Raw genomic sequence first — 25,230 nt, forward strand, 5'->3', positions numbered from 1 at the left:
GTAACCGGTGACCGCCTTCGCCCCCGACTCGCTGGTCCTGAACCGCAAGCTGCCGCTCTGGTACCAGGTCTCACAGTCCCTGCGCGCCTCGATACTGGGCCGCCGCCCGCACGATCCGCTGCGGCTGCCCACGGAGGAACAGCTCGCCGCGCACTACGGCGTCAGTGTGCTGACCATGCGCCAGGCGCTCAAGGAGCTGGAGCACGAGGGGCTGATCAGCCGCCACCGGCGGCGCGGCACCTTCATCGAGCCGGGGGCGCGGCGCGGCGCCCCGCGCCGGGTCCTCGGCTCGGTCGACGCGATCGTGGCGCAGCAGTCGGGCGAGCTGACGACGGTCCTGGACCATGGCCCGGCCCCGGTCCCCGGTGAACTCGCCGAGTACTTCCCCGGGTTGGACGAGGTGGTCGCGTACCGCAGGCTGCGCCGCGACGGCGAGAGCGGTGAGCCGGTCAACTGGGCGGAGAACGCGGTGCGTCCGGAGGTCGCGGACGGGATCGACATCGCGGATCTGGAGCGCTGGCCGATGACGAAGGTGCTGCGCGACACCCGGTCCATACGGATCAGCAGGATCACCGACACGGTCGAGGCCCGGCTGGCGGACCCGGCCACGGCGGAGCTGCTGGGGGTGCCGCTGCTGAGCCCGATCCTGCACTACACGGGGGTGACGTACGACGAGACCGGCCGGGTGGTGGACGTGGCCAGGATCCGCTACCGGGGCGACCGGTTCTCCTTCTCGGTCACCGTGGAGACGGACACCGGCCTTCCGGGTGAACCGCCGGAGCGCTGACCCGGCCGTCCTGGACGGCGGTTACGCTTTCGCCGACGGCGCACGGAGAGAGGGCGACGGGGAGGGTGTCCGGGATGGCTGCGACGCGGGCCGACGCGGCGTTCGGGGATGCCCCGCCGCTCGGTGAGCTGATGCCGTGGTCGACGCCGCCGCTGCGGCTCGGGCGGCCGTGGGTGCTCGCGCCGGACGCCGGTTCGCTGACGGCCCGCTGGGACCGGCTCGTACGGGCCGAGGGCGCCGAGCGCGAGGCGCTGTTCGGGGTGACCCGGTCCCGTACCCCGCGCAGCGCGGTCGCCGCGCTGCCCGGGCAGGCCACGGGCACCGGGCGGTTCGCGCGGGAGACGGGGCGCTGCCCGGAGCCGCTGCGGGTGGCGCACGGGCCGTTCGACGAGCAGTGGCTGATCCCCGACCACCGGCTGATCGACGCGGCGCGCCCCGAGCTGTGGCGGGTCGCCGACGCCCGGCAGCTCTTCGCCGTGGAGCAGGGGTACGTACCGCAGGCAGGGGCGGGGCCCGCGCTGCTGGTCAGTGCCCTGCTCCCGGACGGCCACACGCCCACGGGACGGCCGGGCCGGATCCGGCCGCTCTACCGGCGCCCCGGCGGCAGGGAGCCCAACCTCGCCCCCGGGCTGACGGAGCTGCTGGCCGCGCGCCTCGGCCGGGAGGTCGGCGCCGAGGACGTACTGGCGTGGGCCGTGGCCGCCGCCGTCCCCTCCCCCGCCGGGGCCGTGGTGCCGCTCACCGCCGACCCCGGCGTCTGGGCCTGCGGGGTGGAGCTGGGGCGGCGGATGACCGGGATCCAGCTCCGCGGGGGGCGGGGCGGCGAACGCCCCCGGCTGCCCGGCGGGCGCCGGCCGTACGTACGCGCCGCCGTGCCGGAGCGGCCCGGGTCCCTGACGTACGACGCGGCGGAGGAGGCGCTGTGCGTCGGTACGGGGCGCGTCTCGCCCGTACCGGCCGGGGCGTGGGAGTTCACGGTGGGCGGGGCGCGGGTGCTGGAGCTGTGGTTCGAGCGCCGCGCCCGCCTGGTGGAGCCGCCGGAGCCGGGCACGCTGGAGGCGATCCGGCCGGCCGGCTGGCCCCGGGAGTGGACCTCGGAGCTGCTGGAGCTGATCACGGTCCTGGCGCTGCTCGCGGAGGTGCGGCCGCTCCAACGGAAGCTGCTCACCGAAGTCGGGGCCGGGGCCGAAGGTACCATCGGGCGGGCCGAGCTGCGTACGGCAGGCGTCCTGCCGGTCCGGGCGGCGGCCCGCCGACCGGCGTCGGTGCTCGACCACCACGAGGAGGGCCCGGAGGGGCAGTTCGCCCTCGTCTAGTGCCGCGACCGGCAATGTTTGCCCCGAAGGAGGGTCGTCCGGTGCACTGCGCTCGCTCCGTCTCGGCGCTTTGATTCATCCCGCGGATGCCGAGCGCGATCGCGAGGCGGCCGGAAGTCCTTGGACGGGGCCCCTCCCCTGCTCGAACGGAGTTGGGAGCTTGGGGAAGGAGCTACCAGGGCTTTTGGCCAACGCCGCGAGCGTGCGTGCTGGGCGGCGCGACGCGGCAAAGCTTGCCGGGAGGGGCACCAGTGCCCCTCCCGGCAAGCGCGCTCGGTCCCGCGGGCTCCGCGCGGACCGCACAGGGCCGCGATGTCTCAGGAGGGCCGGCCGGTCCTCCGCTCCGCCGGTACGAACGAGTCCAGCACCCGGCCCAGCGCCCGGTCGAAGACCGCGTCCAGGTCGATGGGGCCCGAGTCCTCCGCGAGCGCCGCCGACAGCCGCGGGTACCGGCCCGTGGACAGCTCGCTCACCATGTACGCGATCCGCACCTCGTGTTCGCGCTCCGCGGACCAGGGCAGTGACCGCACGCGCTCCGCGGTGTGCAGCTCGTTGGCCACGTAGGTGGTCACCACGCCGTTGACCATCGCGACCAGCTCCATCTTCTCGCCGTACGACAGGTCGAGCGCGTCCAGACAGCGCAGGCTGTACTCCAGGAAGCTGATCACGTTCGGGCTGAACCCGTAGGCGCTCGACATCAGCCCGGCCATCCAGGGGTGGTCCCGCATCATCCCGCGCGCGCGGTACGCGAGATGGGTCAGGTCGGCGCGCCAGTCGCCGGACGGTTCCTCGGGCAGCGGGTAGGCGCCCGCGACCGCGTCGACCATCAGCTCGTACAGGTCCTCCTTGCGCGGGATGTAGTTGTAGAGCGACATCGTGCCGCACCCCAGCTCGCCCGCCACATGCCGCATGGTCACGGCGCCGATGCCGCCCGCGTCCGCGATCCGGACGGCGGCGGACGCGATGTCGGAGCGGCTGAAGGCCGCCTTCGGCCCACGCCCGGCCCGCTCGGGGCGGGACCAGATCACTCCGGGTTCAGCAGGTCGCCCCGCCATGGATCATCACCTCGCCCACCATCCTAGTTACGTACAACGTACGTAGTGCGCTACGGTGGTCCGCATGACAACTACGTACGCTGTACTTAGTGAAGGTCTGGAGAAGCGCTTCGGCGGCGCCGGTGGCGTGCCCGCCCTGCGCGGGCTGGATCTGGCCGTGGCCGAGGGCACCGTCTGCGGAGTGCTCGGGCCGAACGGCGCGGGCAAGACCACCGCCGTACGGGTGCTGACCACTCTCACCGCGCCGGACGCGGGCAGCGCCCTGGTGGCGGGACACGACATCGTGCGCGCGCCGGGCGCGGTCCGCCGCGCGATCGGGGTCACCGGTCAGTACGCCGCCGTCGACGGGGAGTTGACGGGCCGGGAGAACCTGCGGCTCTTCGCCAAGCTGCTCGGCCTCCGGGGCGCGGCGGGCCGGTCGCGCGCCGACGAGCTGCTGGAACGCTTCGAGCTGACGGACGCCGCCGGCCGGGTCGCGCGGACCTACTCGGGCGGGATGCGGCGCCGCCTGGACCTCGCGGTCAGCCTGTTGACCCGCCCCCAGGTGCTCTTCCTGGACGAGCCGACCACCGGGCTCGACCCGCACAGCCGTAACCAGATCTGGGCCGCCGTGCGCGCGCTCGCGGCCGAGGGCACCACCGTGCTGCTGACCACGCAGTATCTGGAGGAGGCCGACCGGCTCGCCGACGACATCGTGCTGATCGACCGGGGCAGGGCCGCCCACAGCGGCACCCCGGCCGAACTCAAGGCGCGGATCGGCTCGTACGCGGAGGCCGTCCTCTCCGAGGTGGCGACGGGCGACGCGGCACAGGCGGCGCTCCTCGCGGCGGCGGGTGTGCTCGACCAGCTCACCGGCGCCGAGCCGGTGTTCGACCGGGAGCGCCGCGCCGTCGGCGCCGTGACCACGGACCCCACGCTGACCCTGCCCCGGCTCGTCCGGGAACTGGACGCGGCGGGCGTCCCGGTGGTCGATGTGAGCCTGCGGCCGCCGACGCTGGACGAGGTGTTCCTGCGCCTGACCGGGCGCACGGGGGCTTCCGGGCGCGCAGGCCGTTCCGGCCGGACAGACGGTTCTCACCCCGAGGAGCAGGCCGCATGAGCACACTCGCGTACGACAGCGGCGCCGTCCTGGGCCGCCACCTCCAGCGGATCAGACATGCGCCGGGCGTGGTGATCCTCACCCAGACCATGCCGATCAACATGCTGCTGTTCTTCGGCTATGTCTTCGGCAGCGCGCTGGCGATGCCGGGCGAGCAGTACCGCGCGTATCTCGTGCCCGGGCTGCTCGCGGCGACGGCCGCAGGCGGCCTGATGACGGGGATGTTCCAGGCGTCGTACGACGCGCAGCGCGGTGTCACGGACCGGTTCCTTTCGCTGCCGATGAGCCGGGTCGCCGTACCGCTGGGTCAGACCCTGGCGGATCTGCTCACCACGCTCGTGGGGATGGTGCCGCTGCTGCTGGTGGGGCTCGCGGTGGGCTGGCGGGTCGAGAGCGGTGTGTCCGGCGCGCTCGGCTCGGTGGGGCTGCTGCTGCTCTTCCGGTTCGCGACCGCGTGGATCGGCACGTATGCCGGACTGCTCGTCCGCAACGAGGAGATCGCGGGGCAGCTCGGCGCCGCGACGTTCGTCCTGCCGCTGCTGTCGAACGCGTACATCCCGGCGGAGGGGCTGCCCGGCTGGCTGCGGACGGTCGCGGAGTGGAACCCGATCAGCGCGCTCGCCGCGGCGGTCAGGGATCTGTGCGGGAACGCGGCGCCCGCGGCGGACGCCGCCTGGCCGACCGCGCATCCGGTGGCCGGATCGTTGCTGTGGTCGCTGGTGCTGCTCGGTCTGTTCGTACCGCTCGCGGTCCGGCGGTACGCCAGGGGCGGGGAGTGAGACGGTACGCCGGCAGTGCGCGGAAGAGACGGGGCCGCGGCCGGCCTGGGCCGGTGTCGGGGAGTGAACTCACCGGCCGGGCCGCCGCGGAGGGGACGGAGCGGAAGATGCGAGGGGCCTGCGCCCGGCCGGCCCGCCGAACGGGTGCGGACGATCCGAGCGCGGTGGTGCCGCGTGGAGCCGAACCGTCAGCGGCGGCTGCCGAGGAGCGTGCGACGCAGCCGCCGCAGCGGAGCGAAGAGCGAGACCCGCGCGCCCCTGCTCCTGTGCGTGTCCGACCTGTCCCGTGCGGTCAACTCGCGCATCAGCAAGGTCGCCTCGACCGTCTCGCGCTGCGGTACGGCGGGACCGCCGAGCACCGAGAGATGGCGGTCGAGGCGCGAACTGCTCGCGCTGCTCCCGCAGGTGATCGCAGGGATTCGTGCCCTGCTGTGCACCGTTATCTGTTCCATTTCACTCCCCACCCGTACGAGGGCACCCGGTCCGGGCAGGTTAACCCTATCGCCCCTTCAGGACACCCGTGTATCCCGCCTTCGGGCGGAACCACACTCGTACGGGGAGGAATGTACACAGCCCGATCTATGTGAATTCAGGGCGAGTTGGACAGATCGCCCGGGGGTGAAGAACCTATGCGGCCGAGGTGAAGACCGGCAGGTAACCCTGGGACTGACCGGCGGCCGTGGGGTGGTACGACTCGCCGATGTCGAGCACGTTCAGACTGTGCAGCCAGGAGGCGCTGGAACAGATCTCGTGCCCCGTGAAGGTCCCGGAGACCCCGGCGAAGGTGAAGCCGTGGTCGGCGGCGCGCTTGGCGGTGGCGTCGTTGAGGTAGTCGGAGGCGTTGTTGATGGCGGTGCGCTTCGCCTCGCTGAGCCCGGCGGCGCACGTTCCCTTGAGCTGATAGAAGCGGGGATAGCCGAGGACGACGACCCGGGCCGACGGCGCCTTGGATCTGATCGCCGTGTACACCGTGTCGAGGCTGCCGGGCAGGGTGGAGTCGACGAACGCGCGGGCCTGCGCGATCCGGTTGAGGCAGGCGCTCTCCGACTGGAGGACGCAGACCGTCATGACGTCGGAGAATCCAGCGTCGTTGCCGCCGATGGAGATGGAGACGAGGTCGGTGGCGGCGCTGAGCGGTCCGAGCTGGCCCGCGGTCACATCACCCGTACGAGCACCCGCGCACGCGGTGAACGCGAAGGTGGCCGGCGCGTTCGCCGCCGCCCAGAGCGCCGGATACGACCTGGGCGTGCGCTTGCAACTGCCGCTCGCGCTGTCGTACCCACCGGAGCCGACCCCGGAGGAGTACGAGTCGCCGAGCGCCACGTAGTCGACGGCGGCGGCCGACTCGGCGGCCGAGACCGCCGATGCCCCGGTGAGGGCCAGGACCGCACCAAGGAGGAGCGAGGACGAGAATGCCGTGATTCGGGCCAGTTTCATAGAACCTCTCCTTAGCAGGATTTCTGCCACAACTGTCGTACCAGCGACGACAGTTCACCGGAAGTGTCCATGCCAAGAACGTTCGGTGAGAGATTCTTCAGGATCGATATCGGCGCATGAATCATGCGAAATTGAGCGGAACCGATCGGGGAGGTTCCGGATGCGACCGACTAAGTACGACCAAAGAAGCAAAAAAGCGCGCCGAGGTTCCACCTCTTGCCATACAGTCCCAATCATCAATACCGTCGTACATCCACCCGCATCGGTCCATCATGCAAGCGGCTCCAGGGGAGGGCTCAAGCGTCGCGATGGCTCCCGGGGCGGGGCGCGGTAGGGGGGTGCCGCGCTCGGTGACCGCGTTCCGCGCCGCCGAGTCGCGTGCCGCGCGACCAGTTCCACAGCTCACCCGGCCGGCACGGCGTTCCATGTTCCGAGCTCCATGTGCCACGTTCCATGTGCCAGGCCGTCATGGCGGGGTGAGAACCCCCCTTTCGAACCGGAAACACTGCGGGACCGCCCGGGGGTGGGCGGTCCACCGGACGAGAGGGAAAAGACCCGTGAGCGCTTTTCTGCGCCCGGCGATACCGGGCGACGATCCGTTGGATCTTCCGGCACGGAGCACGACCGATCAGCAGGTCACCGACCACCAGATCACCGACCTTCACACCACCGACCACCAGGGCACGGACCACCAGAACCTGGGGCTGCTGCCGTACCGGGCGATCTCCTCGCATCTCGCGATCACTCCGCCGGTGAGTGTGGTGATACCGGCGATGAACGAAGCACAGAACCTTCCGTACGTCTTCCGGACCCTGCCCGAGTGGATCCACGAAGTCGTCCTGGTGGACGGCGACTCCACCGACGGCACGGTCGAGGTCGCCCGCGCGTTACGGCCGGACGTCAAGGTCGTCGCCCAGCGCGGCAAGGGCAAGGGGGACGCCCTGATCAGCGGGTTCGCCGCATGCACCGGCGACATCATCGTGATGGTCGACGCGGACGGCTCGGCCGACGGCCAGGAGATCGTCTCCTATGTGTCGGCCCTGGTCTCCGGCGCCGACTTCGCCAAGGGCTCGCGGTTCGCCAACGGCGGCGGTACGGACGACATGACGGCGATCCGCAAGCTCGGCAACCGGGTGCTCTGCGCCGTCGTCAACGCCAAGTTCGGCGCCCGCTACACCGATCTCTGCTACGGCTACAACGCCTTCTGGCGCCACTGTCTGGACGAGATCACGCTCGACTGCACCGGCTTCGAGGTCGAGACCCTGATGAACATCCGGGTGGTCAAGGCCGGTCTGAAGGTGCAGGAGATACCGAGCCACGAGTACGACCGGATCCACGGGGTGAGCAATCTCAGAGCCGTCCGGGACGGTCTGCGGGTCCTGAAGGTCATCCTCCGCGAGCGGGGCGTGCCCCGCTCGACCCGCCGCCGGCCGGTCTCCTTGCGGATCAGCGTCCCGGTGGGGCCGCGCGGGGAGGCGTCGTGACCGGACGTCCGGCGCCCCCGGGGGGAACGCCCCCGCGTCACCGGCCGTTCACGGTGGTCATCTGCGTCTACGCCGAGGAGCGCTGGGAGGACATCCTCGCGGCGGTCGACTCGGTGGCCGGGCAGTCACTGCCCGCCCTGGAGACGCTGCTCGTGGTCGACCACAACCCGTCCCTGCTGGCGCGGCTCACCGCGCACCTCGCCGAGCGCGCCGCGCGCGGCGAGGTGCGGGTGCTCGCCAACGCGGGCCCGCGCGGGCTCTCCGCGGGCCGTAACACCGGGATCGCCGCGGCCCGTGGCGCGTGCGTGGCGTTCCTGGACGACGACGCGGTGGCCGAGCGCGACTGGCTGCGCCGCTTCGACGAGGCGTACGGGGACGATCCGCGGATCCTGGCCGTGGGCGGGCGGACGGTGCCCGCCTGGGCCTCGGGACGCAGACCCGGCTGGTTCCCCGAGGAGTTCGACTGGGTCGTCGGCTGTACGTACCGGGGACTGCCGGAGGGTCTGGTACGGGTACGCAACGTCCTCGGCGGCAACGCGTCGTTCCGGCGTACGGCGTTCGACACGGCAGGGGGGTTCGCGACCGGCATCGGGCGCGACGGCGACCGGCGACCGCTCGGCTGCGAGGAGACGGAGCTGTGCATCCGGCTCACCGAGGCCGTACCGGACGCGGTGCTGCTGATCGACGACCGCGCGGTCATCCACCACCGGGTCCCGGCGGCCCGCGAGCGGTTCGGCTACTTCCGTACCCGGACCTACGCCGAAGGGCTGTCGAAGGCGCTGGTCGCCCGGAGCGTGGGGGCGGACAAGGGGCTCGCCTCCGAGCGCCGCCACACCACCCGCGTGCTTCCGGCGGGCGTCGCGCGCGGTCTGCGCGACGCGGTACGGGGCAGACCCGGCGGTCTCGGCCGCGCCGGGGCGATCGCGGCCGGGACGGTTCTGGCGGCGGCCGGCTATCTGGTGGGCCGCTTCCGTACCCGGGGCGGGGAGGTGGCGTTCGCGTCGGGCCCGATCGAACGGGGCGGGTCCGGCGCCGGCGAGGAGTCGCGCGGCCGGTGGGAGGCGGCCGTATGACGACAGGAGGAAGGGGCCCGGCGCGGCGCGCGCCGGGCCCCCCGGCCCCGCCGGAGACCGGCACCGGCGCGGGCGCCGTACCGATCCTGATGTACCACGCGGTCGCGCACCGGCCCGCGCCCGCCACCCGCGCGCTCTCCGTGGCGCCCGAGGCGTTCACGGCGCAGATGGCGCTGCTCGGCGCGCGCGGCTTCACCCCGGTCACCACGGCGCGGCTCGCCGACGCCTGGCGCACCGGCAAGCCGCTGCCGGAGCGCCCCGTGCTGATCACGTTCGACGACGGCTACGCGGGGGTGCACCGGTACGCGCTCCCCGTTCTCGCGGAACGTTCCTTCGCGGCCACGCTCTTCGTCTCGACGGCGTGGCTGCGCGGCGCGTACGACGAGGGCGGCGCCCTGGACACCATGCTCGACTGGGACCAGGTACGGGAACTGGCCGCCGCCGGCACGGAGATCGGCGGCCACAGCCACACCCATCCGCAGCTCGACCAGGCCGACGACGGGCGGCTGCGCTTCGAGACCGGGCGCTGCCGGGAGATCCTGGCCGAGGAGCTGGGCACGGACCCCGTCTCCTTCGCCTATCCGTACGGTTACTCCAGCCGGCGGGTGCGCCACGCCGTCCGCGCGGCCGGGTTCCGCCAGGCGCTGGCGGTGGGCAACGCGGCGGCGCGCCGGGGCCAGGGCCCGTACGCGCTGAAGCGGGTGACCGTGCGGCGCACCACCGGGATCGAGGAGTTCGGCCGGCTGGTGGAGGGCCGGGGGCTCACCCGCTCCTTCGCCGGGGACCGGGCGCTGACCCGGGGATACGCACTGGTCCGGCGTGCGCGCCGATCGGCGGCCGTGGCGCGCGGGACGGTGACCGGCGGGCGGTACGGCGACGGCGGGGCCGACGCCGGGTGACGGGGCCGCAGGGCGGGGAGCGCGCCGCCGGTGACGGCGGGGCGCACCGGGGCGTGCGGCGGGTCGCGGACATCGCGCCGCGCGCCGACGCCACCGGCGGCCAAAACACCGTGCACCGGACGTCCCGGTGCCGGATCATGGGCGACATGTCTGCCAAGCCTCAGGACGCCCTGCCGATCCGGCTCACCGTCGACGACAGCGATTCGCCCTCGGATGTGGTCGACGCGCTGTTCCTCGGCCGCTTCGCGACGGGCGAGCAGCCGTACTCCCACAGCTCCACCATCGACCGGGTCAAGCCGGGCGCGGGGCTGCTGCCGCCCGGGGCCACGGTGCTGCGTTCCGCCCGTGACGACGACCGGAGCGCGACCCTCGCCGAGGGCGACGGCTGGACGCTGCTGGTCTCCCGCTGGAACCGGGGCGCCGATGTGACGGTGACGGCCGTCAGTACCGAACTGGCGGAGAAGATCCACCAGCAGACCACGGAGGGCGCGCGGGACGACCCGGAGCCGCAGCCCGAGAACGTGACGATGGGGTTCTGGTACGTGTCGCCGCGGCGCGGTCCGCACCGGACGACGCGGCAGATCTCCGCCGGTACGTGGGACGAGGTCAGGGCCAACTACACCGCGCCGGTGGCCGAGGCGATGGACCGGCTGATGAAGGTGACACCGGACGACATCGCGGGCCGGCTGCTGCTGTTGCACGGCCCGCCGGGCACCGGCAAGACCTCCGCGCTGCGTACGCTGGCCCGTTCGTGGCGCGACTGGTGCCAGGTCGACTGTGTGCTGGACCCGGAGCGGCTCTTCAACGACGTCGGCTATCTGATGGACATCGCGATCGGCGAGGACGACGGCTCGGCCAAGGGGCGGTGGCGGCTGCTGCTCCTGGAGGACTGCGACGAGCTGATCCGCGGGGAGGCCAAGCACACGGCGGGCCAGGCGCTGTCGCGGCTGCTCAATCTGACGGACGGTCTGCTCGGGCAGGGCAGGAACGTTCTGGTGGGGGTGACGACCAACGAGGATCTGGAGCGGCTGCATCCGGCGGTGGTCCGTCCCGGCCGCTGTCTGGCGAGGATCGAGGTCGGCTCGCTGACCCGCGCGGAGGCGGTCTCCTGGCTGGGCCGGGAGAACGGCGAGGGCGAGGCGGCGGTGGGCAGGGAGGGCGCCACGCTGGCGGAGCTGTACGCGCTGCGCCGGGGGACAGGCCCGGCGTCGGTCCCGGCCCAGCACGCGAGCCCGGAGGCGGGCCTGTACCTGTGACCCGGGGCCGGGTCCCGGAGTCGGAGGCCAATGCCCCCGGAGGCCCGGTGCCCCGCCGGGGGCGGGCTGCCCGGGGGGTCTGGCCGTCCCGGTCACTTCGCGTAAACGGCCCGTACGGCTTCCTCGGCGGCGGCGAGCGCGGCGGCCCTGCCGAGTCCGAGGCGCCGGGCACGCTCCGCGTACGCGCGGGCGGCGGAGGCGGCCTCGCGGTCGGCGGCCTCACCGGCCGCGGCGACGAACGTACCGTTCCTGCCGCGCGTCTCGATGACCCCGTCGGTCTCCAGCGCGCGGTAGGCCTTGGCGACGGTATTGGCGGCCAGCCCCAGCTCCTCGGCGAGCCCCCGCACGGTGGGGAGCTTGTACCCCACCGGCAGCAGACCTGAGCGGGCCTTCGCGGAGATCTGGGTACGCAGTTGCTCGTACGGAGCGGTCACGGAGGCCGGGTCGATCACGATCTTCAACGTCACAGGGCGATTCTCCCCCACGAGCCGTGGGCGCCGAGTGACACGCGGCAGAGCTGGCCGGAACGCGACGGGAAAAACAAGAGGCGGACCGGCGGCGCCCCCACATAAGGTCACTCCCCATGACTGTGACTGTCCGTGATTTCCGCACCGAGGACGCGGCTGCCGTCGTGGCCCTGCGCCGCGCCTGCGTTCCGTTCCTCATCGAAACCGAGAAGGCGCTGCTGTTCGAGGTGGCGAACGCCAATCCGGCCAAGAAGTACCGCCTCCTGGTGGCCGAGGAGGACGGGGAATTGATCGGAACGGCGCATGTCGGCCTGGCGTACGACAGCGAGGTCCCGGGCCAGTCCTCGGTCACCCCGCAGGTCCTTCCCGGGCGCCGGGGGCGGGGCGCGGGGTCGCTGATCCTCCGTACCGCCGAGGACCATCTCGCGGCCAACGGCGCGACCAGCGTCTACTCCTGGGCGCGGGACGAGCCGTCCAGCCTCGCCTTCGCCGAGCGCCACGGGTACCGCCCGACGCGCCCGGCCCACTTCCAGCGGCTCGATCTGGCCGGGGGCACCCTGCCCGAGCTGCCCGCGGAGCTCCCCGCGGGGGTGGTGCTGCGTACGGCGGCGGAGTACGCGGCCGACCCCCGCCCGCTCTTCGAGGCGGACGCGGAGGTGACGGCCGACGAGCCGAGCGATATCAACACGGGCATGGACGACTACGACGACTGGCTGAACCACACCTGGAACTACCCGTGTCTGGACCGTGAGCTGACGACGGTGGTGGAGGTGGACGGCCGGGTCGCCGGGTTCACGGCGGCCCACACCGACGGCGCCACCCGCTATCTGACCGGCATGACGGGCACGCGGCGCGCCTACCGCGGCCGCGGCCTGGCGAAACTCGCCAAGACGGACTCGCTCCGGCGCGCCCGCGCCGCCGGGTACCAGCAGGCGTTCACCTCGAACGACGCGGACAACGGCCCGATGCTGGCCGTCAACCGGTGGTTCGGCTACGAGATCGGCGCATCCGAGGTACGCCACGTCCGCGAGCTGGGCTGACCCCCTTCTCCGTGTGTCGCGGGCAGCACGACGGAGCGGTCGGCGTCCGGGTTGTGGGCGATCGGGTCGTCGTCCTCGTGCCAGTGCAGCACGAAGCGCTCACCGGCACGGTAGGCGTCGAGACCGGCGTGGCAGTACGCGACCAGATCGCCCGGGAGCCCGGACAGCGGGTGCCAGGACAGGCCCGAGCACTTCTCCGGCTCCCGGTTGTACGGCTCACCGCCCGCACCGTACGCCGCCTCGAAGAACCACCCGATCCGCGGCGCCCCGCCGGGCCCGCGATGCTGCATGACCAGGGCGACGCGCAGATCGCCGGGCGTCAGCGCGAGGCCGATCTCCTCGGCCGCCTCCCGGATCACGGCCGTACGGACGTCCTCGCCGGACTCCACATGTCCGGATGGGCAGTTGAGCAACCCGTCCGCATACCCCGTCCCGGCCCTGCGGGCGAGCAGCACCTCGTCCCCTCTGCGCAGCACGAGATGGACGTCGACCACTTCACGGTGGCGCCGGGGCGGGGTGAGCAGCGACTTGCGGAAGTGGATCCGGTCGTAGGGTCCGTCGGTCCGGCGTGCCACGATCTCGTACCCGTGGCGTGCGTACCGTTCGCGGTTCTCCCGCATCAGCGCGTGGGTGTACAGCCGTACCTCCGGCAACCCCAGCGCCCTGGCGTGCTGTTCGGTGAAGTCCAGGAGGCGTCGGCCCAGACCCTGCCCCCGCGCGTCAGGATGGACGGCGACGGATTCCAGCAGCAGATGGCCCGGCCGCTCCACCAGGACGAGCACACCCACCGGCGGGTCCCCCACGACGAACACCCGCCCCGCGGCCACGTCCGCCCCGTGATCGGCGTCCATCGGCGCGGGAGGGCGGCCGATGCGCTCGACGTACCCGAGGTAGGCGGCGTCGGTCACCGCCTTCACCCCGGGCACATCGGCGGCGGTCGCGGGGCGGATACGGTCATCGCGAGTAGTCACAGCGCCACGTTACGACGCGGGCCCCGGCGCGACGCGATCAGCGCGTACCGCTCGTCGTCGACCGGGCGGCCCCAGAGCGCGGGGTCCGCGGAGAGCCGTTCGTACTGGACGCGTTCGGTGAGGGTGGCCAGGACCGTGGTCAGCCGGTGCGCGGGCAGGCCGGTCCCTGACCAGACCCCCTCGACCAGGACCAGCCGGCCTCCGGGCCGCAGCAGCGACGTCCAGTGGCGCAGCGTCTCCTCGGGATCGGGCAGCAGCCAGAGCACATGACGGGCCAGCACCACGTCGAAGCGCCCCTCCCCCACCGGCGGCCGCGCCGCGTCACCGGTCAGGACCTCCGCACCGGTGCCGGCCAGCTTGGCCCGGGCGAGGGCCGTCATCCGCGGGGAGAGATCGACGGCCGTCACCCGGTGCCCCCGCTCGGCGGCGAGCCGGGCGAGGCTCCCCGTACCGCACCCGAGGTCGAGCACCCGGGACGGCGCGGCGGGCAGCCAACCCGCCATCCTGGCGGCCCAGGCTGCGCGCACGGCGGGGTCCAGGAGCCCGTGGTCGGGCTCCTGGTCGAAGGTGTCGGCGGCGGCGTCCCAGTCGGTGGTGGTCATGTTCCGATGCTGTCAGCCACCACTGACAAGGGGCCCGCCGTCGCCGCGCTCCGTGCGCTGGACCGCGCGCGGACCGCGTACGCCGACCACACCACCGAGCACGCGTGGGTCCGGTTCATGAGCCCCGCCAGGCTGGACTCCCTCGTCCTGTCCTCATACGGACGCCTCGCCCACCCGGAACTGACCGACGCGGCGAACGCCGCCACAGAGCGGCTCGGCAGTGAACGGCCCGACGCCGGTGTGGTCTTTCTCGGCGACATCACCACAGCCCTGCTCCAGGGAGATGATCTTGAACAAGGCGTGCACGCAGCACACGAATTCGCTGTTGCTGCCGCCGCCCGGCCCAACACCATGGGCCGTGATCGCGCACACGCGATCACCGCCGAACTCCCGGCCAAGGAGCGGGACCTTGCCGAGCACCTGAGCAGCCTCGCATCGTAGGACTGCGGCGGGCCCGGCTTCGAACGGGCCCGCCCGCAGCCGGGTCACGCTTCCGCGCTCTCCGTCACCACCCACGCCAGGTACTCTTCCGACCCGCCATCAACAGGCAGGACGATCCACTCCGGCACTGCGTACCCGTGGGCTTCCTTGACCCACTCGGCCAGGAGCGGCAGACGGCTGCGCGTCGTCTTGTACGAGATGCGCCACTCCTTCTCCGTCTGGACCGCGCCCTTCCAGCGGTAAACGGCAGTGAACGCCGGGTCGATATGCGCGCACGCCGCAAGTCGCCGCTCCACGGCTCCCGCCGCCAGCAGGGCTGCCTTCCCCTCGTCGTCAATGGTGGTCTGCGCGATCACGATGTCCGTCGACACGCCAATCTCCTTCGTCCCGGGAAACCGACCCTACTCAGAGGCCGATCCGCGCGACATCACCGCCGACCAGGTCGCGGGCATGCCCGAGGTCTTGGCTGCCACGGTCAGGGAGCTCGTCGCGGAGTACGAGGCGAAGGAGTCCCCCGAGGCGGTCTGTGCGCGCGACGCCGACAAGCTGGAATGCATGATCCAGGGAATCGAGTACCGGGCCCAGGGTTACGCCGACGTTCAGCGCTGGATCGACAACAGCCGTGGCCGCATCACCACCAGGTCCGGTCAGGCGATCGCCGATGCCGTGCTGTCGACCGGATCACTCGACTGGCTGCGGTCGGCCCTCGGCGAAGAGCTCTGAGCCCAGGGGTGGGTGATCAATAACAGCGCCCCGCGCGCCGCGCTCGGCCGCATCCCCCGGAAGAAGAACGCCCGCCCCGAAGTCGCGGGGGCGGGCGTTCTGTCGGACGAGCGTTCCCGTCGGCGGGTCGCCCACGACGAGAGTCACAGCGTTACGTTACGACGCGGCTCCCCGGCGCGACGCGATCAGTTTGCGGATGCCCGGCCAGGCCAGGAGCAGCACGATCACCGCGTACACCGTCACCGAGAACGGGGTGTTGACGAGTCCGGTCACGCTTCCGTCGCTGATCTGGAGGGCGCGCCGAAGCTGCTGTTCGGCGGCCGGGCCCAGGATGACGCCGATGACGGCGGGGAGCACGGGCAGGCCGTAGCGTCGCATCCCGAAGCCGATCAGGCCGATGATCAGCAGGATGACCAGGTCGAGGGCTTCGCCGCCGACCGCGTACGCGCCGACCGCGGCGAAGAAGAGGATCCCCGCGTAGAGGTACGGGCGCGGGATGCGCAGGAGTTTGGCCCAGACGGGGGCGAGCGGCAGGTTGAGGGCGAGCAGCAGCACCATGCCGACGAAGAGGGAGGCGATCAGCCCCCAGACCAGGTCGGGTTCGCGTTCGAAGAGGAGCGGGCCCGGCTGGATGCCGTACTGCTGGAAGGCGGCGAGCATCACCGCGGCGACGGCCGTCGTGGGCAGGCCGAGGGTGAGCATCGAGACCAGTGTGCCCGCCGCCGAGGCGGACGCGGCCGACTCGGGGCCCGCCACGCCTTCGATGGCGCCCTTGCCGAACTCGTCCTTGTGCCGGGAGAGCCGCTTCTCGGTGACGTAGGAGAGGAAGGTGGGGATCTCCGCTCCGCCCGCCGGGATCGCCCCGAACGGGAAGCCGATGAGCGGCCCGCGCAGCCACGGCCGCCAGGTGCGGCGGAGGTCCTTCTTCGCCAGCCAGGGGCGGCCGACCGGGATCGCCTCGCCCGAGGTGCGGCGCAGATGGGCGGCGACCCACAGGGCCTCGCCGATCGCGAAGAGGCCGACCGCGACGATCACCACGTCGATGCCGTCGGCGAGTTGGAGCGTGCCGAAGGTGAGCCGCTGCTGGCCGGTCATCTGGTCGAGCCCGACCAGTCCGATGGTGAGGCCGATGAGGAGGGAGGCGAGCCCGCGGATCCGGGAGGAGCCGAGGACGGACGTCACGGCGATGAAGGCGAGCACCATGATCGCGAAGTAGTCGGGGGCGCCGATGTCGACGGCGAGCGAGGCGACGGTCGGGGCGAGGACGACCAGCAGGATCGTGCCGATCATGCCGCCGGCGAAGTGCCCGCCGGCCGCCGCCGCGAGCGCCTGGGCGCCCCGGCCCGCCTTGGCCATGGGGTTGCCCTCGATCGCCGCGACGACGGCGGCGCTCTCCCCCGGGGTGTTGAGCAGGATGGAGGTGGTGGAGCCGCCGAACATGGCGCCGTAGTAGATCCCGGCGAACATGATGAACGCGCCGGTCGGTTCGAGTCCGTACGTCACCGGGAGCAGCAGCGCGACCGCCATGGCGGGGCCGATGCCGGGCAGGACGCCGATCGCGGTGCCGAGCAGCACGCCGATCGCGGCCCAGAGCAGGTTCATCGGCGTGAGCGCCGTACCGAAGCCGTCGATGAGGGAGTTGAGGGAGTCCATCGGTTACAGCACCCCCATCAGCGGGCCACCGGGGAGGGGGACACCGAGCAGGTTGTTGAAGACGAAGTAGGTGAGGAGCGAGAGGCCGGCGGCGATCAGCGGGTCGCGGTCGTAGTGGCGGCTGCCCAGCGCGTACGCCGAGCCCCAGAAGAGCAGGGCGCCCGAAATGGGGAAGCCGAGCGGGCCGATGAGGACGGCGTTGGCGAGGAAGACCCCGGCGAGCAGCAGCACGGTGCGCCAGTCGCTGGGTTCGGCGAGGTCGATGTCCTCGCCGCCCTCGGCCTCGCCCCGGCCGCCGCGCAGCACGTCGAGGGTGAGGAGTACGGCGACCACGAGCAGCCCTGTGCCGACGACGACGGGCACGGTCTTCGGGCCGACGGGGCCGCGCTGGGTGAGGTCGACGGTCATGGTGAGGGCGTCGGTGAGGACGAGGACGCCGAGGGCGAGCAGCAGCAGGCCGACGCCGATCTCGGAGTGTTCGCGCAGCCAGGAGCGGGCGTCGCGGGGGCCCGTCGGGGCCGCGGCGGCGTCGGAGGTGTCCGGGGTGTCCGGGGTGCCGGTCGGCGGTGTCACAGTCCCAGCTCCTTGAGCACGGAGTCGACGCGCCGGTCTTCCTTCGCGAGGAAGTCACCGAACGCGTCACCGGTGAGGAAGGCGTCGGCCCAGCCGTTCTTCTTGAGCGAGGCGCGCCACTGGGGCGAGTCGTGCAGCTTCTCGAAGAAGGCGAGCAGCTTGGCACGTTCGGCGCCGGAGAGGCCCGGCGGTGCGACGATGCCGCGCCAGTTGGTGAAGTCGGTGTCGAGGCCGGCCTCGCGCAGCGTGGGGGCGTCCAGGCCCGGCAGTCGTTCGGGGCCGGTGACGGCGAGGAGGCGCAGTTCGCCGGACTTGATCTGGTCGAGGTATTCGCCGACGCCGGAGACCCCGAAGGCGACCTTGTTGCCGAGGATGGAGGCGAGGAGTTCGCCGCCGCCGTCGAACGGCACGTAGTTGACGGTCTTCGGGGGGATGCCCGCGGCCTTCGCCATCAGCATCGGGGCGAGGTGGTCGGGCCCGCCGGGCGAGGAGCCGCCGCCGACCGGGACCTTGGCGGGGTTGGCCTTCCAGGCCGTGACCAGGTCGTCCATGGTCCGGTACGGGGAGTCCTTGCCGACGACGACGATGTCCGACTCCTCGGTGATCCGGGCGATCGGCGTGGTGTCGGCGAGGGTCTTGGGCGACTTGTTGGTGTGGACGGCGCCGACCACCCCGAGCCCCATGGACAGGGCGAGCTTGCCGTTGCCGTGCTCCCCGACGAGCCGGGTGAGCCCTACGGTGCCGCCCGCGCCCGGCAGGTTGAAGACTTCGATGTTGTGGGTGAGCTCGGCGTCCTCGGCGTTCTTGGCCATGGTGCGGGCCGTGATGTCGTAACCGCCGCCGGGAGTGTTGGGGACCATGAAACGCAGGCCGGGTATCTGCGTACCGGTGTCAGTGCCACTGCCGGAGCTGAGCAGCGGCGGCCCCACCAGCACCAGGAGCGCCGACCCGAGCAGGGCCAGAGGGGTGCGCAATCGCACGTGAGCCGTCCTTCGGAAGCGAGTGTGAAGTGGGCCACATGTTGCCTGCGCGTTAACAAGCTGTCTCTCTTCCGGAATCAACGGACGTTGTGGTCGTTGTGGTCGCGGCTTAGCGTGTGCGCGTGATGAACGTGCTGGTGGTGGACGACGACTTCATGGTCGCCAAGCTGCACAGCCGCTATGTGTCCGCGATGGACGGTTTTACGGTCGTCGGCGTCGCGCACAGCGGCGCCGAGGCGCTGCGCGCGGCCGAGCGGCTCCGGCCGGACCTGGTGCTGCTCGACATCTACCTGCCCGACATGGACGGGATCGCGGTCCTGAAGGAGTTGCGGGCCGCCGAGGAACGGGACGGGCGGGCCGTCAGTGTCGACGCGCTGTTCATCACGGCGGCGCGGGACGCGGAGCTGATCCGCGCGGCGCTGCGCGCGGGCGCGCTGCACTATCTGATCAAGCCGTTCCACCGGACGGCGCTCCAGGAGCAGCTTCGCCATGTGGCGTCGCTGCGGAGCCGGCTGGCCGCTCTGGGCGAGGCGCGCCAGGAGGACGTCGACCATATCTTCGGCACCCGGCCGCCGGGCAGCCGCGGTCTTCCGAAGGGGCTGGCCGCGCACACGGCGGAGCTGGTGGAACGCGTTCTGCGGGAGAACTCCGCAGGGCTCTCCGCCGCGGAGTGTGCCGCGGCGGGAGCCCTCTCCCGGGTGAGCGCCCGCCGCTATCTGGAGTACTTCGCGACCACGGGCCGGGCGGAGATCTCGCTCCGTTACGGCGGTACGGGGCGCCCGGAGCGCCGCTACCGCTGGACGGGGTGAGGCGTCACCCCGGGGGTGCTTCAGCCCCCTCGGGGGTCACTCCGGGGGTTGCCCCAGGGGTCGGGACAAGGACGTACGGGCCCGCCGAGCGGGATCCGTTCAGCGGTATCCGCTCGCGTCGGCGGGCCGGCCCGCGTCCTGCACCTCGACGAGGTAGCGCCAGGCGTCCGGCCGGCTGCCGTCGAGGTCCGTGAAGCCGTACTCCCGCGCGAGCCGGCCGCTCGACAGCGACTGCCCGTTCCACCGGCTCACCCGGGGGTCGGCGGCCAGTGCGGTCACCGCCCGCCCCACATAGCGGGGGGTCTCCGAGATACAGAAGTGCGGTTCGCGCTCCAGGGCGTCGCGCCATGCCGCCTCGGTCACACCGAACTGGTCGAGCATGATCTCCGAGCGCATCCACCCGGGCGTCAGGGCCACCGCCGTACCGCCACGTGATCCCAGCTCGTGGCCGAGCGCGAAGGCCATGCGCAGGACGGCGGCCTTGGCGATGTCGTAGAAGAAGGAGTTCCGGTAGGTGGCGCGGTTGTACTCGGCGGTGCCGTCGGTCATCTCGACCACCAGGCCGCCTCCGGTGCGCAGCAGGAGGGGCAGGGCGTGGTGGCTGGTGATCGCGTGGGTCTCCACCGCGAGCCGGAGCAGCCGCAGCCCGTTGTCGAGGTTGTGCTCCCATACGGGAACCTCCCACTCGAAGAGGTTCTCGCCGCCCCAGATGTCGTTGACGAGCACGTCGAGCCGGCCCTGTTCGGACGCGATACGGTCCACCAGGGCGCGGACCTGGGCAGGGTCCAGGTGGTCGGTCGGGACGGCGATGCCGTGGCCGCCCGCCTCGGTCACGAGGTCGGCGGTGTCCTCGACGGTCTCGGGGCGGTCGTACTCCGAGCGCTGCTTGCGGGTGCTGCGGCCGGTCACATAGACCGTGGCGCCCGCCGCGCCGAGTTCCACCGCGATGCCCCGGCCGGCCCCCCGGGTCGCTCCCGCGACGAGAGCGACCTTGCCGTCCAACGTTGCTGACATGTGTGTCCTTCCGTGTCCACGTACCACTGTCGTACCGACGCCCGAGGTAGCGGCGTCAGCACGATGATGGCGCGGATACCCGACATCTTCTGTCGGGTATCCGCGTGGATCGCGGGCCGGGGTGTCAGCGCACCACCCGGCCCGGAATCAGCCGCCGCGCGCGCAGTTCCCCGAGGACCGAGGAGGCGAACTCCGTCGCTCCCCTGACCGAGGTGTGGGTGTTGTCGCGTTTCTCGTCGTAGAGGAAGAGCGCCTTGGACGCCTCGGGGCCCAGTTCCTCCACCCGGTGCTTGGTGAGCGCCGTGAGGTCGACGAGGGGGATGTTCCGGTCCCTGGCGAGCGCGCGCATCTCGGCGGGGAGGTCGACGCCCAGGCCGTTCACATGGAGGGCCGTGCCGTTGTCGAGTGTGCCGTCGGCGTTGAACCAGCGGCGGACGATCGGGGTGACCAGGACGGGCCGGCCGCCGCGCGCCCGTACCCGGTCGGTCATCTCCGTGAGGTTGGCGCGGTAGACGTCGGCCGGGGTCTGCTTGTCGTTGTGCGCGAGCTGGACGAGGACCAGGTCGCCCCGGCCCACCTGGGCCTCGACGGCGGGGAAGAGCGCGGGCGTGTCCAGGAAGGACTGCGAACCCTCCCCCGAATCGGCGTAGTTGGCGACCGAGATGCCGTCGCGCAGATACTGCGGGAGCTGCTGGCCCCATCCTGTGTACGGTTCGCCCGCCTGGTCGCAGACCGTCGAGTCACCGGCCAGGAGAAGCTGGGGTGTCCGGGGCGCCGGGGTGACCCGGAGCCCGGCCAGGAGGGGCGCCGCGCCGTCGAAGCGCAGATCGAGGCCGGGGCTGCCGCTCGGCCCTGTGGGTTCACCCTCGGGTTCGCGTACGTCGACGGTGAAGCCGCGCCGTACGGTCCGGCCCGCCGCGGTCGCCGTCTCGGCCAGCATCGTGCGGCGGGTCTCCGCCGAGACACCGGTGGAGCCCGCCGTGGCGCCGCCGAGCAGCGCCGATACCGCGTACGTACCCGGCGCCACATCGAAGTGGCAGACCACCGGGGAGGTGCCCGCGCACCCGGCGGGCAGGCGCGGCGGGCGGGCCTCGGCGGGGGACGACAGGGCCGTCGCCAGCGTGAGGGCCGCCAGCGCCACCGCCCCCGTGTGCCTGGCGAGGGCGCCGGGTCTGCGCCCTCGTGCGCGTTCCGTGTCCATGGTGTGTCTCTCCCCTCCGCTACTTCTTCGGGATGCTGTCGCCCACCAGCGCCAGGTTCTGGATCGCCGCCAGCCCGAAGAGGGCCGTCTCGTTGCTGTTGATCCGCAGGTTCTCCCAGCCCGGTTCGAGTACGTCCGGGCCCTCGATGCGCTTCTTGTCCCAGACCATCGCCGAGGTGTACGCGTCGCTGTCGTAGAACTTCTGCCAGGCGCGCGCCGCCAGCTTCTCGTCGCCCAACTGGGCTGCCGCGTACGCGTCCTGGCGTGAGTGGCCCTGGAAGAGGAGCAGGCTGCCGAAGTCGGAGCCGTACCGTTCGCGCTGTTCGGCCTTGGTCGCGTTGAAGTAGCGGCAGTAGTCCAGCCAGGCGTCCTTGAACTCCGGCAGGTCGATGAGACCGATCAGCTCCGCGCACATCTCGACCAGGCCGAACATCGAGGAGAGATGGGAGACGCTGACCACGGGCGTGCCGGAGACCGCGAACTTCCCGGTGTCCAGGTCGTACAGCCCCGAGCCCTGCACGAAGCCGTTGGGCTGTGCGGCGATCGACGCCATGGTGGAGCGCAGCCGCGCCTCGGCCTTGGCGGCCTGCGGGCCCCGGCGTTCCCACTCCGTGAGCCAGCCCGCCGCGAGTCCGCTCCAGTCGGTGCCGAAGCCGATCGAGAGGGCGTTGCGGTCGGGCTCGTACGGTTCGGTGCGGATCTTGCGGATGGGGTCGAGGACAAGGAAGGTCTCGTCGGAGTCGACCTGCGCGCGCATCAGGTCGCCGACCCGTTCGTCGGCGGTGAGGAAGTAGTACGGGCGGCGGTAGACGGCGGTGGAGATGCGCTGCTGCTTGGCGCTGTCCGCGTAGTGCTGTACGCCGTGGCGGGTGCCGAGGCCGGCCCACTGGCCGAGGTGGTAGACGTCGACCTCGCCGGTGTGCCGGGTCAGCGCCTCGGCGAAGCGGAAGATGTCGGAGCGGCCCGAGCGGAGATAGGCGTACCAGAGCCAGAGGTCGGGCGAGAGTTCGGAGTTGTCCCAGGCGTAGCCGCCGACGTCGTACCGCCACTGGTGGCGGTTCTCGTCGTAGCTGTGCATGAAGTCGCCGTAGTCCCAGAAGCCGTACCAGCGGCGCTGCTCGACCTGCTCCTGGTAGTACGTGAAGAGGAAGTCGAGTTGGTCCTCGATCTCCGCCTTCGCGGGTTCCGAGCGGTCGACGGGTGCGAACAGGCCGCCGAACACCCCTGCCCCGCTGAGGACTTCGGCGGTCGTCGCGAGTTGCGGCGGGGTGCGTACGGCCTGGGACTGGGCGACGAGCCCGGCGGCGGTGGGGGTGGCCGCGTTGGCCCAGAACATCAGCTCGCTGGTGCGGGCGATGCCGTACGGGGTGCCGAAGCCGGGCTCGTAGTCCTCGTACGTGATGTTGAGGCCCTCGATCTGTTCGGGATAGGTGTCCTGGCCCATGCCGTCGTGGTAGAAGCGCAGGTCCATGGGGCGGGCCTCGGGCGACCAGAGCCAGAGGGTGACCTCGGCCTCGTCGCCCGCCGCGCCCCGGATGTCGAGCTGCGCGGGGTGCTTCTGCCAGAAGTCCCGCAGCCCGAAGGAGAGTCCGCCGCTCGCCCCGCCGACGTAACCGAAGCCGGACGCCCGGCCGCCGCCGCCCGCCGTGATCCAGCCGTGGCCCGGCTTGGTGCGCTTGCGCAGGGTGAAGCCGTCGGCGGAGAGCTGGGAGAGGGTGTAGTCGCCCCAGGTGGGGATGTACTTCAGGCGGGTGGTGACCCGCTGGTCCCAGGTCGCGGGGTCGGCCAGCTTCTCGCCCTTGACCTGGGCGGCCCTCACGGCGGCGCCCGGGTCGCGGCGCAGGCCGGTGATGCCCTGGACGGCCTCGGTGAGGAAGCCCTTGCCCTCGCCGGCGATACGGATGTGACGGTCGTACGCGGCGTCGCGCATCGGCACGGAGAAGCGCACGCCGAGGCCGCGGATGAAGTCGCCCTTCGTGCGGCCCGGGGTCTGCTCACCGTCGAAGGTGATGGTGTGGACCATACGGAAGGAGTCGGCGTTGGCGTAGAAGTAGAGCCGTACGCTGAAGGGCAGCCAACTGCGGCTGCCCCGGCGGTGTTTGCCGTCGATGCGGACCACCGCCCTGACGGGGCCGTCCTGTTCCACCTCGGCGGCGCCGATCTCGCCGTCGAACCGCTCCCACTTGGCGCTGCCCGCGTCGTCCTCGTCAAGTTCGCCCTGGCGCAGCAGAACGAGCCGGCCGTCGGTGGCGATCCGGGTGGCGCCCCGGGTCAGGGACTCGACGAGCTGGTCGCCGTCCCGGCGGATGACGGCCTTGATGACACCCGTGTCGACGGTGATCTTCCGCCGGGTCTCGGTGACGGTGACCTTCTTCGCCGGGGCGGCGGGCGCGCCCGCGGTGAGGGTGAAGTGGCCGGTGGCGGCGACCGCGCCGGTGCCCGTGGACTCGATCCCGACGGCGTGGGCCGTCCACTTGAGGGAGCCGTCGGGCCAGTAGGCGGTGGGCCAGGTCTGTACGGGTACCGCCTCGCCGTCCTCGGTGGCCAGGGCGAACGCCGTACCGGCGGGGTGGGCGCCGCGCGGCCACGGCACACCGAAGGTGGAGCCGGGCGCGGCCCCGGGGCCCTCGTCCTCCAGCCAGCGGACCGTGACGGGGGCGTCGGCCGCGGCGGCGGAGGCGGGCGCGGCCTGGGCCTGGTTCCGGCCGAGCGCCCAACTGAACTGGGTGGCCGCGCCCGCGACGGCGGCGGCCTTGAGCAGGGACCTGCGGGGGATCGGTGACATCGTCAATCCTTCCTCAGCATTTACATGCACATGACATATGCGGAGAAGCGCGCCCCCGCGCCGGCCGGGCGCGGGTGCGGTGCGAGCGCGGGTGCGGTGCGAGCGCGGGTGCGGTGCGAGCGCGGGTGCGGATCAAGGCGCGGGGGCGCCGCGGCGTCAGCGGGTACGGTGGCGGCGCTCCACGGCCAGCGCCGCCGCCGTCACCACGCCGAGCGCGGGCGCCGCCAGCGGGGTGGCGAACCACGCCGAGGCCGGTACCACGGCGAGACCGCAGACCAGCAGCAGCGATCCGGCGGGGTCCGCGAGGGTACGGCGGGCCGCCGCGCGCAGCAGGACCCGCCATGACGCCCCGGGCCGCCAGCACGCGGCGGCGCGCAGTCCGGCGACGCACACGCCGAGGAAGGCGAGCACCCCGACCGTGCCGGCGAAGGCGCCCCCGGGCAGCCCGGCCCGTACGACGGTGAGGTCCGCCCGGAGCAGCCAGAGGGCCGCCCAGCCGGCCGCCCCGACGAGCCAGCCGCGCCGGACGGCGGAGCGCAGATCCGCCAGGAACTCACGCCGGGTGGCGACCTCGTGGTCCAGCACCCGGCGCAGATGCGCGGCTCCGGCGGCGAACGCCGCGGGGAAGGTGAGCAGGGGCAGCGAGGCCAGCGCGATCCACACGCCGGTGAGCAGGGCCTCGGCGAAGACGGTGAACGCCCGCAGGAAGAGGGAGTCCTGGCGGGCCGTACGGCGCCGCTCGGCCCGCTCCTCGGCGAGGTGGGCGGTCTGGCTCATCGCAGCGGC

24 protein-coding genes and 2 pseudogenes are annotated in these 25,230 nt (G+C 72.3%); 12 read left to right on the plus strand and 14 right to left on the minus strand.

Going from position 1 to position 25,230, the window contains the following annotated elements; all coding sequences use genetic code 11:
* The first annotated feature begins 7 nt into the window (after positions 1–7).
* The gene (locus tag ACIQ7D_RS20935; protein ID WP_403939588.1) at positions 8–787 is read left to right on the plus strand and encodes a GntR family transcriptional regulator; all 780 of its coding nucleotides are present in this window, start codon (positions 8–10) and stop codon (positions 785–787) included.
* Positions 788–861: 74 nt separating this feature from the next.
* Complete coding sequence (locus tag ACIQ7D_RS20940) at positions 862–2,103, plus strand: type ISP restriction/modification enzyme (protein WP_403939590.1); 1,242 nt, start codon at positions 862–864, stop codon at positions 2,101–2,103.
* Positions 2,104–2,420: 317 nt separating this feature from the next.
* Here ACIQ7D_RS20940 and ACIQ7D_RS20945 read toward each other — a convergent pair whose 3' ends face one another.
* Positions 2,421–3,158 (minus strand): TetR/AcrR family transcriptional regulator, encoded by a 738-nt coding sequence (locus ACIQ7D_RS20945; protein WP_403939592.1) that lies wholly within the window; start codon positions 3,156–3,158, stop codon positions 2,421–2,423.
* Between the two features lie 64 nt (positions 3,159–3,222).
* Between ACIQ7D_RS20945 and ACIQ7D_RS20950 the strand changes: the two genes are divergently transcribed.
* Together ACIQ7D_RS20950 and ACIQ7D_RS20955 are read left to right on the plus strand one after the other, a co-directional pair.
* A complete protein-coding gene (locus ACIQ7D_RS20950; RefSeq protein WP_403939594.1) occupies positions 3,223–4,257 on the plus strand; it encodes an ATP-binding cassette domain-containing protein in 1,035 nt (344 codons plus the stop codon).
* A complete protein-coding gene (locus ACIQ7D_RS20955) occupies positions 4,254–5,036 on the plus strand; it encodes an ABC transporter permease (protein ID WP_403939596.1) in 783 nt (260 codons plus the stop codon). The genes ACIQ7D_RS20950 and ACIQ7D_RS20955 overlap by 4 nt, the downstream gene beginning before the upstream one ends.
* A 188-nt stretch (positions 5,037–5,224) precedes the next feature.
* Here ACIQ7D_RS20955 and ACIQ7D_RS20960 read toward each other — a convergent pair whose 3' ends face one another.
* Both ACIQ7D_RS20960 and ACIQ7D_RS20965 read right to left on the minus strand, forming a co-directional pair.
* Positions 5,225–5,488: a hypothetical protein gene (locus tag ACIQ7D_RS20960; RefSeq protein ID WP_403939598.1), complete on the minus strand. Its 264-nt coding sequence runs from the start codon at positions 5,486–5,488 to the stop codon at positions 5,225–5,227.
* Positions 5,489–5,663: 175 nt separating this feature from the next.
* Positions 5,664–6,473: an SGNH/GDSL hydrolase family protein gene (locus tag ACIQ7D_RS20965; protein WP_403939601.1), complete on the minus strand. Its 810-nt coding sequence runs from the start codon at positions 6,471–6,473 to the stop codon at positions 5,664–5,666.
* A gap of 698 nt (positions 6,474–7,171) precedes the next feature.
* Here ACIQ7D_RS20965 and ACIQ7D_RS20970 point away from each other — a divergent pair.
* The 4 genes from ACIQ7D_RS20970 (at position 7,172) to ACIQ7D_RS20985 (ending at position 11,185) form a co-directional block, all read left to right on the plus strand.
* Positions 7,172–7,957, plus strand: coding sequence for a glycosyltransferase family 2 protein (locus ACIQ7D_RS20970; protein WP_403939711.1), 786 nt, complete (start codon positions 7,172–7,174; stop codon positions 7,955–7,957).
* Positions 7,954–9,030, plus strand: coding sequence for a glycosyltransferase family 2 protein (locus ACIQ7D_RS20975; RefSeq protein ID WP_403939603.1), 1,077 nt, complete (start codon positions 7,954–7,956; stop codon positions 9,028–9,030). Before ACIQ7D_RS20970 ends, ACIQ7D_RS20975 begins: the two co-directional genes overlap by 4 nt.
* Positions 9,031–9,119: 89 nt before the next feature.
* Positions 9,120–9,929 carry a polysaccharide deacetylase family protein gene (locus ACIQ7D_RS20980; protein ID WP_403939713.1) on the plus strand — a complete coding sequence of 270 codons (810 nt, stop codon included), beginning with the start codon at positions 9,120–9,122 and terminating at the stop codon, positions 9,927–9,929.
* Positions 9,930–10,075: 146 nt separating this feature from the next.
* Positions 10,076–11,185, plus strand: a complete 1,110-nt coding sequence (locus tag ACIQ7D_RS20985; protein WP_403939605.1) for a DUF5925 domain-containing protein — start codon at positions 10,076–10,078, stop codon at positions 11,183–11,185.
* A gap of 92 nt (positions 11,186–11,277) precedes the next feature.
* Here the strand turns inward: ACIQ7D_RS20985 and ACIQ7D_RS20990 are convergent, their stop codons facing one another.
* The gene (locus ACIQ7D_RS20990) at positions 11,278–11,652 is read right to left on the minus strand and encodes a GntR family transcriptional regulator (RefSeq protein WP_329824572.1); all 375 of its coding nucleotides are present in this window, start codon (positions 11,650–11,652) and stop codon (positions 11,278–11,280) included.
* A 116-nt stretch (positions 11,653–11,768) separates the two neighbouring features.
* Here ACIQ7D_RS20990 and ACIQ7D_RS20995 point away from each other — a divergent pair, with 116 nt between their 5' ends.
* The gene (locus ACIQ7D_RS20995; protein ID WP_403939607.1) at positions 11,769–12,692 is read left to right on the plus strand and encodes a GNAT family N-acetyltransferase; all 924 of its coding nucleotides are present in this window, start codon (positions 11,769–11,771) and stop codon (positions 12,690–12,692) included.
* Here ACIQ7D_RS20995 and ACIQ7D_RS21000 read toward each other — a convergent pair.
* Positions 12,644–13,663, minus strand: coding sequence for a GNAT family N-acetyltransferase (locus tag ACIQ7D_RS21000; RefSeq protein WP_403939609.1), 1,020 nt, complete (start codon positions 13,661–13,663; stop codon positions 12,644–12,646). The two genes, ACIQ7D_RS20995 and ACIQ7D_RS21000, sit on opposite strands and share 49 nt — an antisense overlap.
* 8 nt (positions 13,664–13,671) lie before the next feature.
* Positions 13,672–14,265, minus strand: a pseudogene (locus tag ACIQ7D_RS21005) (class I SAM-dependent methyltransferase); the annotation flags it as partial.
* Positions 14,266–14,271: 6 nt separating this feature from the next.
* On the opposite strand from ACIQ7D_RS21005, the gene ACIQ7D_RS21010 reads away from it, so the two are divergent.
* Positions 14,272–14,706, plus strand: a complete 435-nt coding sequence (locus ACIQ7D_RS21010) for a hypothetical protein (protein ID WP_403939611.1) — start codon at positions 14,272–14,274, stop codon at positions 14,704–14,706.
* Positions 14,707–14,750: 44 nt separating this feature from the next.
* On the opposite strand, the gene cutA is transcribed toward ACIQ7D_RS21010, so the two are convergent.
* Positions 14,751–15,077, minus strand: coding sequence for a divalent-cation tolerance protein CutA (cutA, locus tag ACIQ7D_RS21015; protein WP_403939613.1), 327 nt, complete (start codon positions 15,075–15,077; stop codon positions 14,751–14,753).
* 37 nt (positions 15,078–15,114) lie between these two features.
* Between cutA and ACIQ7D_RS21020 the strand changes: the two are divergent.
* Positions 15,115–15,429 (plus strand): annotated as a pseudogene (locus tag ACIQ7D_RS21020) (HD domain-containing protein); the annotation flags it as partial.
* Positions 15,430–15,585: 156 nt separating this feature from the next.
* Here the strand turns inward: ACIQ7D_RS21020 and ACIQ7D_RS21025 are convergent.
* The 3 genes from ACIQ7D_RS21025 to ACIQ7D_RS21035 are packed head-to-tail and all read right to left on the minus strand — an operon-like array spanning position 15,586 to position 18,635.
* Positions 15,586–17,082 (minus strand): tripartite tricarboxylate transporter permease, encoded by a 1,497-nt coding sequence (locus tag ACIQ7D_RS21025; RefSeq protein WP_403939614.1) that lies wholly within the window; start codon positions 17,080–17,082, stop codon positions 15,586–15,588.
* A 3-nt stretch (positions 17,083–17,085) separates the two neighbouring features.
* Positions 17,086–17,655, minus strand: a complete 570-nt coding sequence (locus ACIQ7D_RS21030) for a tripartite tricarboxylate transporter TctB family protein (protein ID WP_403939617.1) — start codon at positions 17,653–17,655, stop codon at positions 17,086–17,088.
* Positions 17,652–18,635 (minus strand): Bug family tripartite tricarboxylate transporter substrate binding protein, encoded by a 984-nt coding sequence (locus tag ACIQ7D_RS21035; protein ID WP_403939619.1) that lies wholly within the window; start codon positions 18,633–18,635, stop codon positions 17,652–17,654. Before ACIQ7D_RS21035 ends, ACIQ7D_RS21030 begins: the two co-directional genes overlap by 4 nt.
* Positions 18,636–18,760: 125 nt before the next feature.
* On the opposite strand from ACIQ7D_RS21035, the gene ACIQ7D_RS21040 reads away from it, so the two are divergent.
* Entirely contained in the window at positions 18,761–19,444 is a 684-nt protein-coding gene (locus ACIQ7D_RS21040) for a response regulator (RefSeq protein WP_403939716.1), read from the plus strand.
* A gap of 99 nt (positions 19,445–19,543) precedes the next feature.
* Here the strand turns inward: ACIQ7D_RS21040 and ACIQ7D_RS21045 are convergent, their stop codons facing one another.
* The 4 genes from ACIQ7D_RS21045 to ACIQ7D_RS21060 form a co-directional block, all read right to left on the minus strand.
* Positions 19,544–20,458, minus strand: a complete 915-nt coding sequence (locus tag ACIQ7D_RS21045) for an SDR family oxidoreductase (protein WP_403939620.1) — start codon at positions 20,456–20,458, stop codon at positions 19,544–19,546.
* A gap of 124 nt (positions 20,459–20,582) precedes the next feature.
* Entirely contained in the window at positions 20,583–21,659 is a 1,077-nt protein-coding gene (locus ACIQ7D_RS21050) for a rhamnogalacturonan acetylesterase (RefSeq protein WP_403939622.1), read from the minus strand.
* A 19-nt stretch (positions 21,660–21,678) separates the two neighbouring features.
* Positions 21,679–24,444, minus strand: a complete 2,766-nt coding sequence (locus ACIQ7D_RS21055; protein WP_403939624.1) for a Tat pathway signal sequence domain protein — start codon at positions 24,442–24,444, stop codon at positions 21,679–21,681.
* A 156-nt stretch (positions 24,445–24,600) separates the two neighbouring features.
* Positions 24,601–25,221, minus strand: a complete 621-nt coding sequence (locus ACIQ7D_RS21060; protein WP_403939626.1) for a hypothetical protein — start codon at positions 25,219–25,221, stop codon at positions 24,601–24,603.
* Positions 25,222–25,230: the final 9 nt, after the last annotated feature.

Origin of the sequence: Streptomyces sp. NPDC096310, from assembly GCF_044763125.1 — a bacterium.
In the GTDB taxonomy this organism is placed as follows: domain Bacteria; phylum Actinomycetota; class Actinomycetes; order Streptomycetales; family Streptomycetaceae; genus Streptomyces.

What these genes read in the sequence shown, in the direction of transcription:
- ACIQ7D_RS21025 (WP_403939614.1), bottom strand. Translation starts at nt 17,082, where the DNA reads ATGGACTCCCTCAACTCCCTCATCGACGGCTTCGGTACGGCGCTCACG.
- ACIQ7D_RS21060 (WP_403939626.1), bottom strand. Translation starts at nt 25,221, where the DNA reads ATGAGCCAGACCGCCCACCTCGCCGAGGAGCGGGCCGAGCGGCGCCGT.
- ACIQ7D_RS20950 (WP_403939594.1), top strand. Translation starts at nt 3,223, where the DNA reads ATGACAACTACGTACGCTGTACTTAGTGAAGGTCTGGAGAAGCGCTTC.
- ACIQ7D_RS20980 (WP_403939713.1), top strand. Translation starts at nt 9,120, where the DNA reads ATGTACCACGCGGTCGCGCACCGGCCCGCGCCCGCCACCCGCGCGCTC.
- ACIQ7D_RS20940 (WP_403939590.1), top strand. Translation starts at nt 862, where the DNA reads ATGGCTGCGACGCGGGCCGACGCGGCGTTCGGGGATGCCCCGCCGCTC.
- ACIQ7D_RS20960 (WP_403939598.1), bottom strand. Translation starts at nt 5,488, where the DNA reads ATGGAACAGATAACGGTGCACAGCAGGGCACGAATCCCTGCGATCACC.
- ACIQ7D_RS20955 (WP_403939596.1), top strand. Translation starts at nt 4,254, where the DNA reads ATGAGCACACTCGCGTACGACAGCGGCGCCGTCCTGGGCCGCCACCTC.
- ACIQ7D_RS21040 (WP_403939716.1), top strand. Translation starts at nt 18,761, where the DNA reads ATGAACGTGCTGGTGGTGGACGACGACTTCATGGTCGCCAAGCTGCAC.
- ACIQ7D_RS20945 (WP_403939592.1), bottom strand. Translation starts at nt 3,158, where the DNA reads ATGGCGGGGCGACCTGCTGAACCCGGAGTGATCTGGTCCCGCCCCGAG.
- ACIQ7D_RS21045 (WP_403939620.1), bottom strand. Translation starts at nt 20,458, where the DNA reads ATGTCAGCAACGTTGGACGGCAAGGTCGCTCTCGTCGCGGGAGCGACC.
- ACIQ7D_RS21010 (WP_403939611.1), top strand. Translation starts at nt 14,272, where the DNA reads ATGCTGTCAGCCACCACTGACAAGGGGCCCGCCGTCGCCGCGCTCCGT.
- ACIQ7D_RS20985 (WP_403939605.1), top strand. Translation starts at nt 10,076, where the DNA reads ATGTCTGCCAAGCCTCAGGACGCCCTGCCGATCCGGCTCACCGTCGAC.
- ACIQ7D_RS21055 (WP_403939624.1), bottom strand. Translation starts at nt 24,444, where the DNA reads ATGTCACCGATCCCCCGCAGGTCCCTGCTCAAGGCCGCCGCCGTCGCG.
- ACIQ7D_RS21050 (WP_403939622.1), bottom strand. Translation starts at nt 21,659, where the DNA reads ATGGACACGGAACGCGCACGAGGGCGCAGACCCGGCGCCCTCGCCAGG.
- ACIQ7D_RS20995 (WP_403939607.1), top strand. Translation starts at nt 11,769, where the DNA reads ATGACTGTGACTGTCCGTGATTTCCGCACCGAGGACGCGGCTGCCGTC.
- ACIQ7D_RS20965 (WP_403939601.1), bottom strand. Translation starts at nt 6,473, where the DNA reads ATGAAACTGGCCCGAATCACGGCATTCTCGTCCTCGCTCCTCCTTGGT.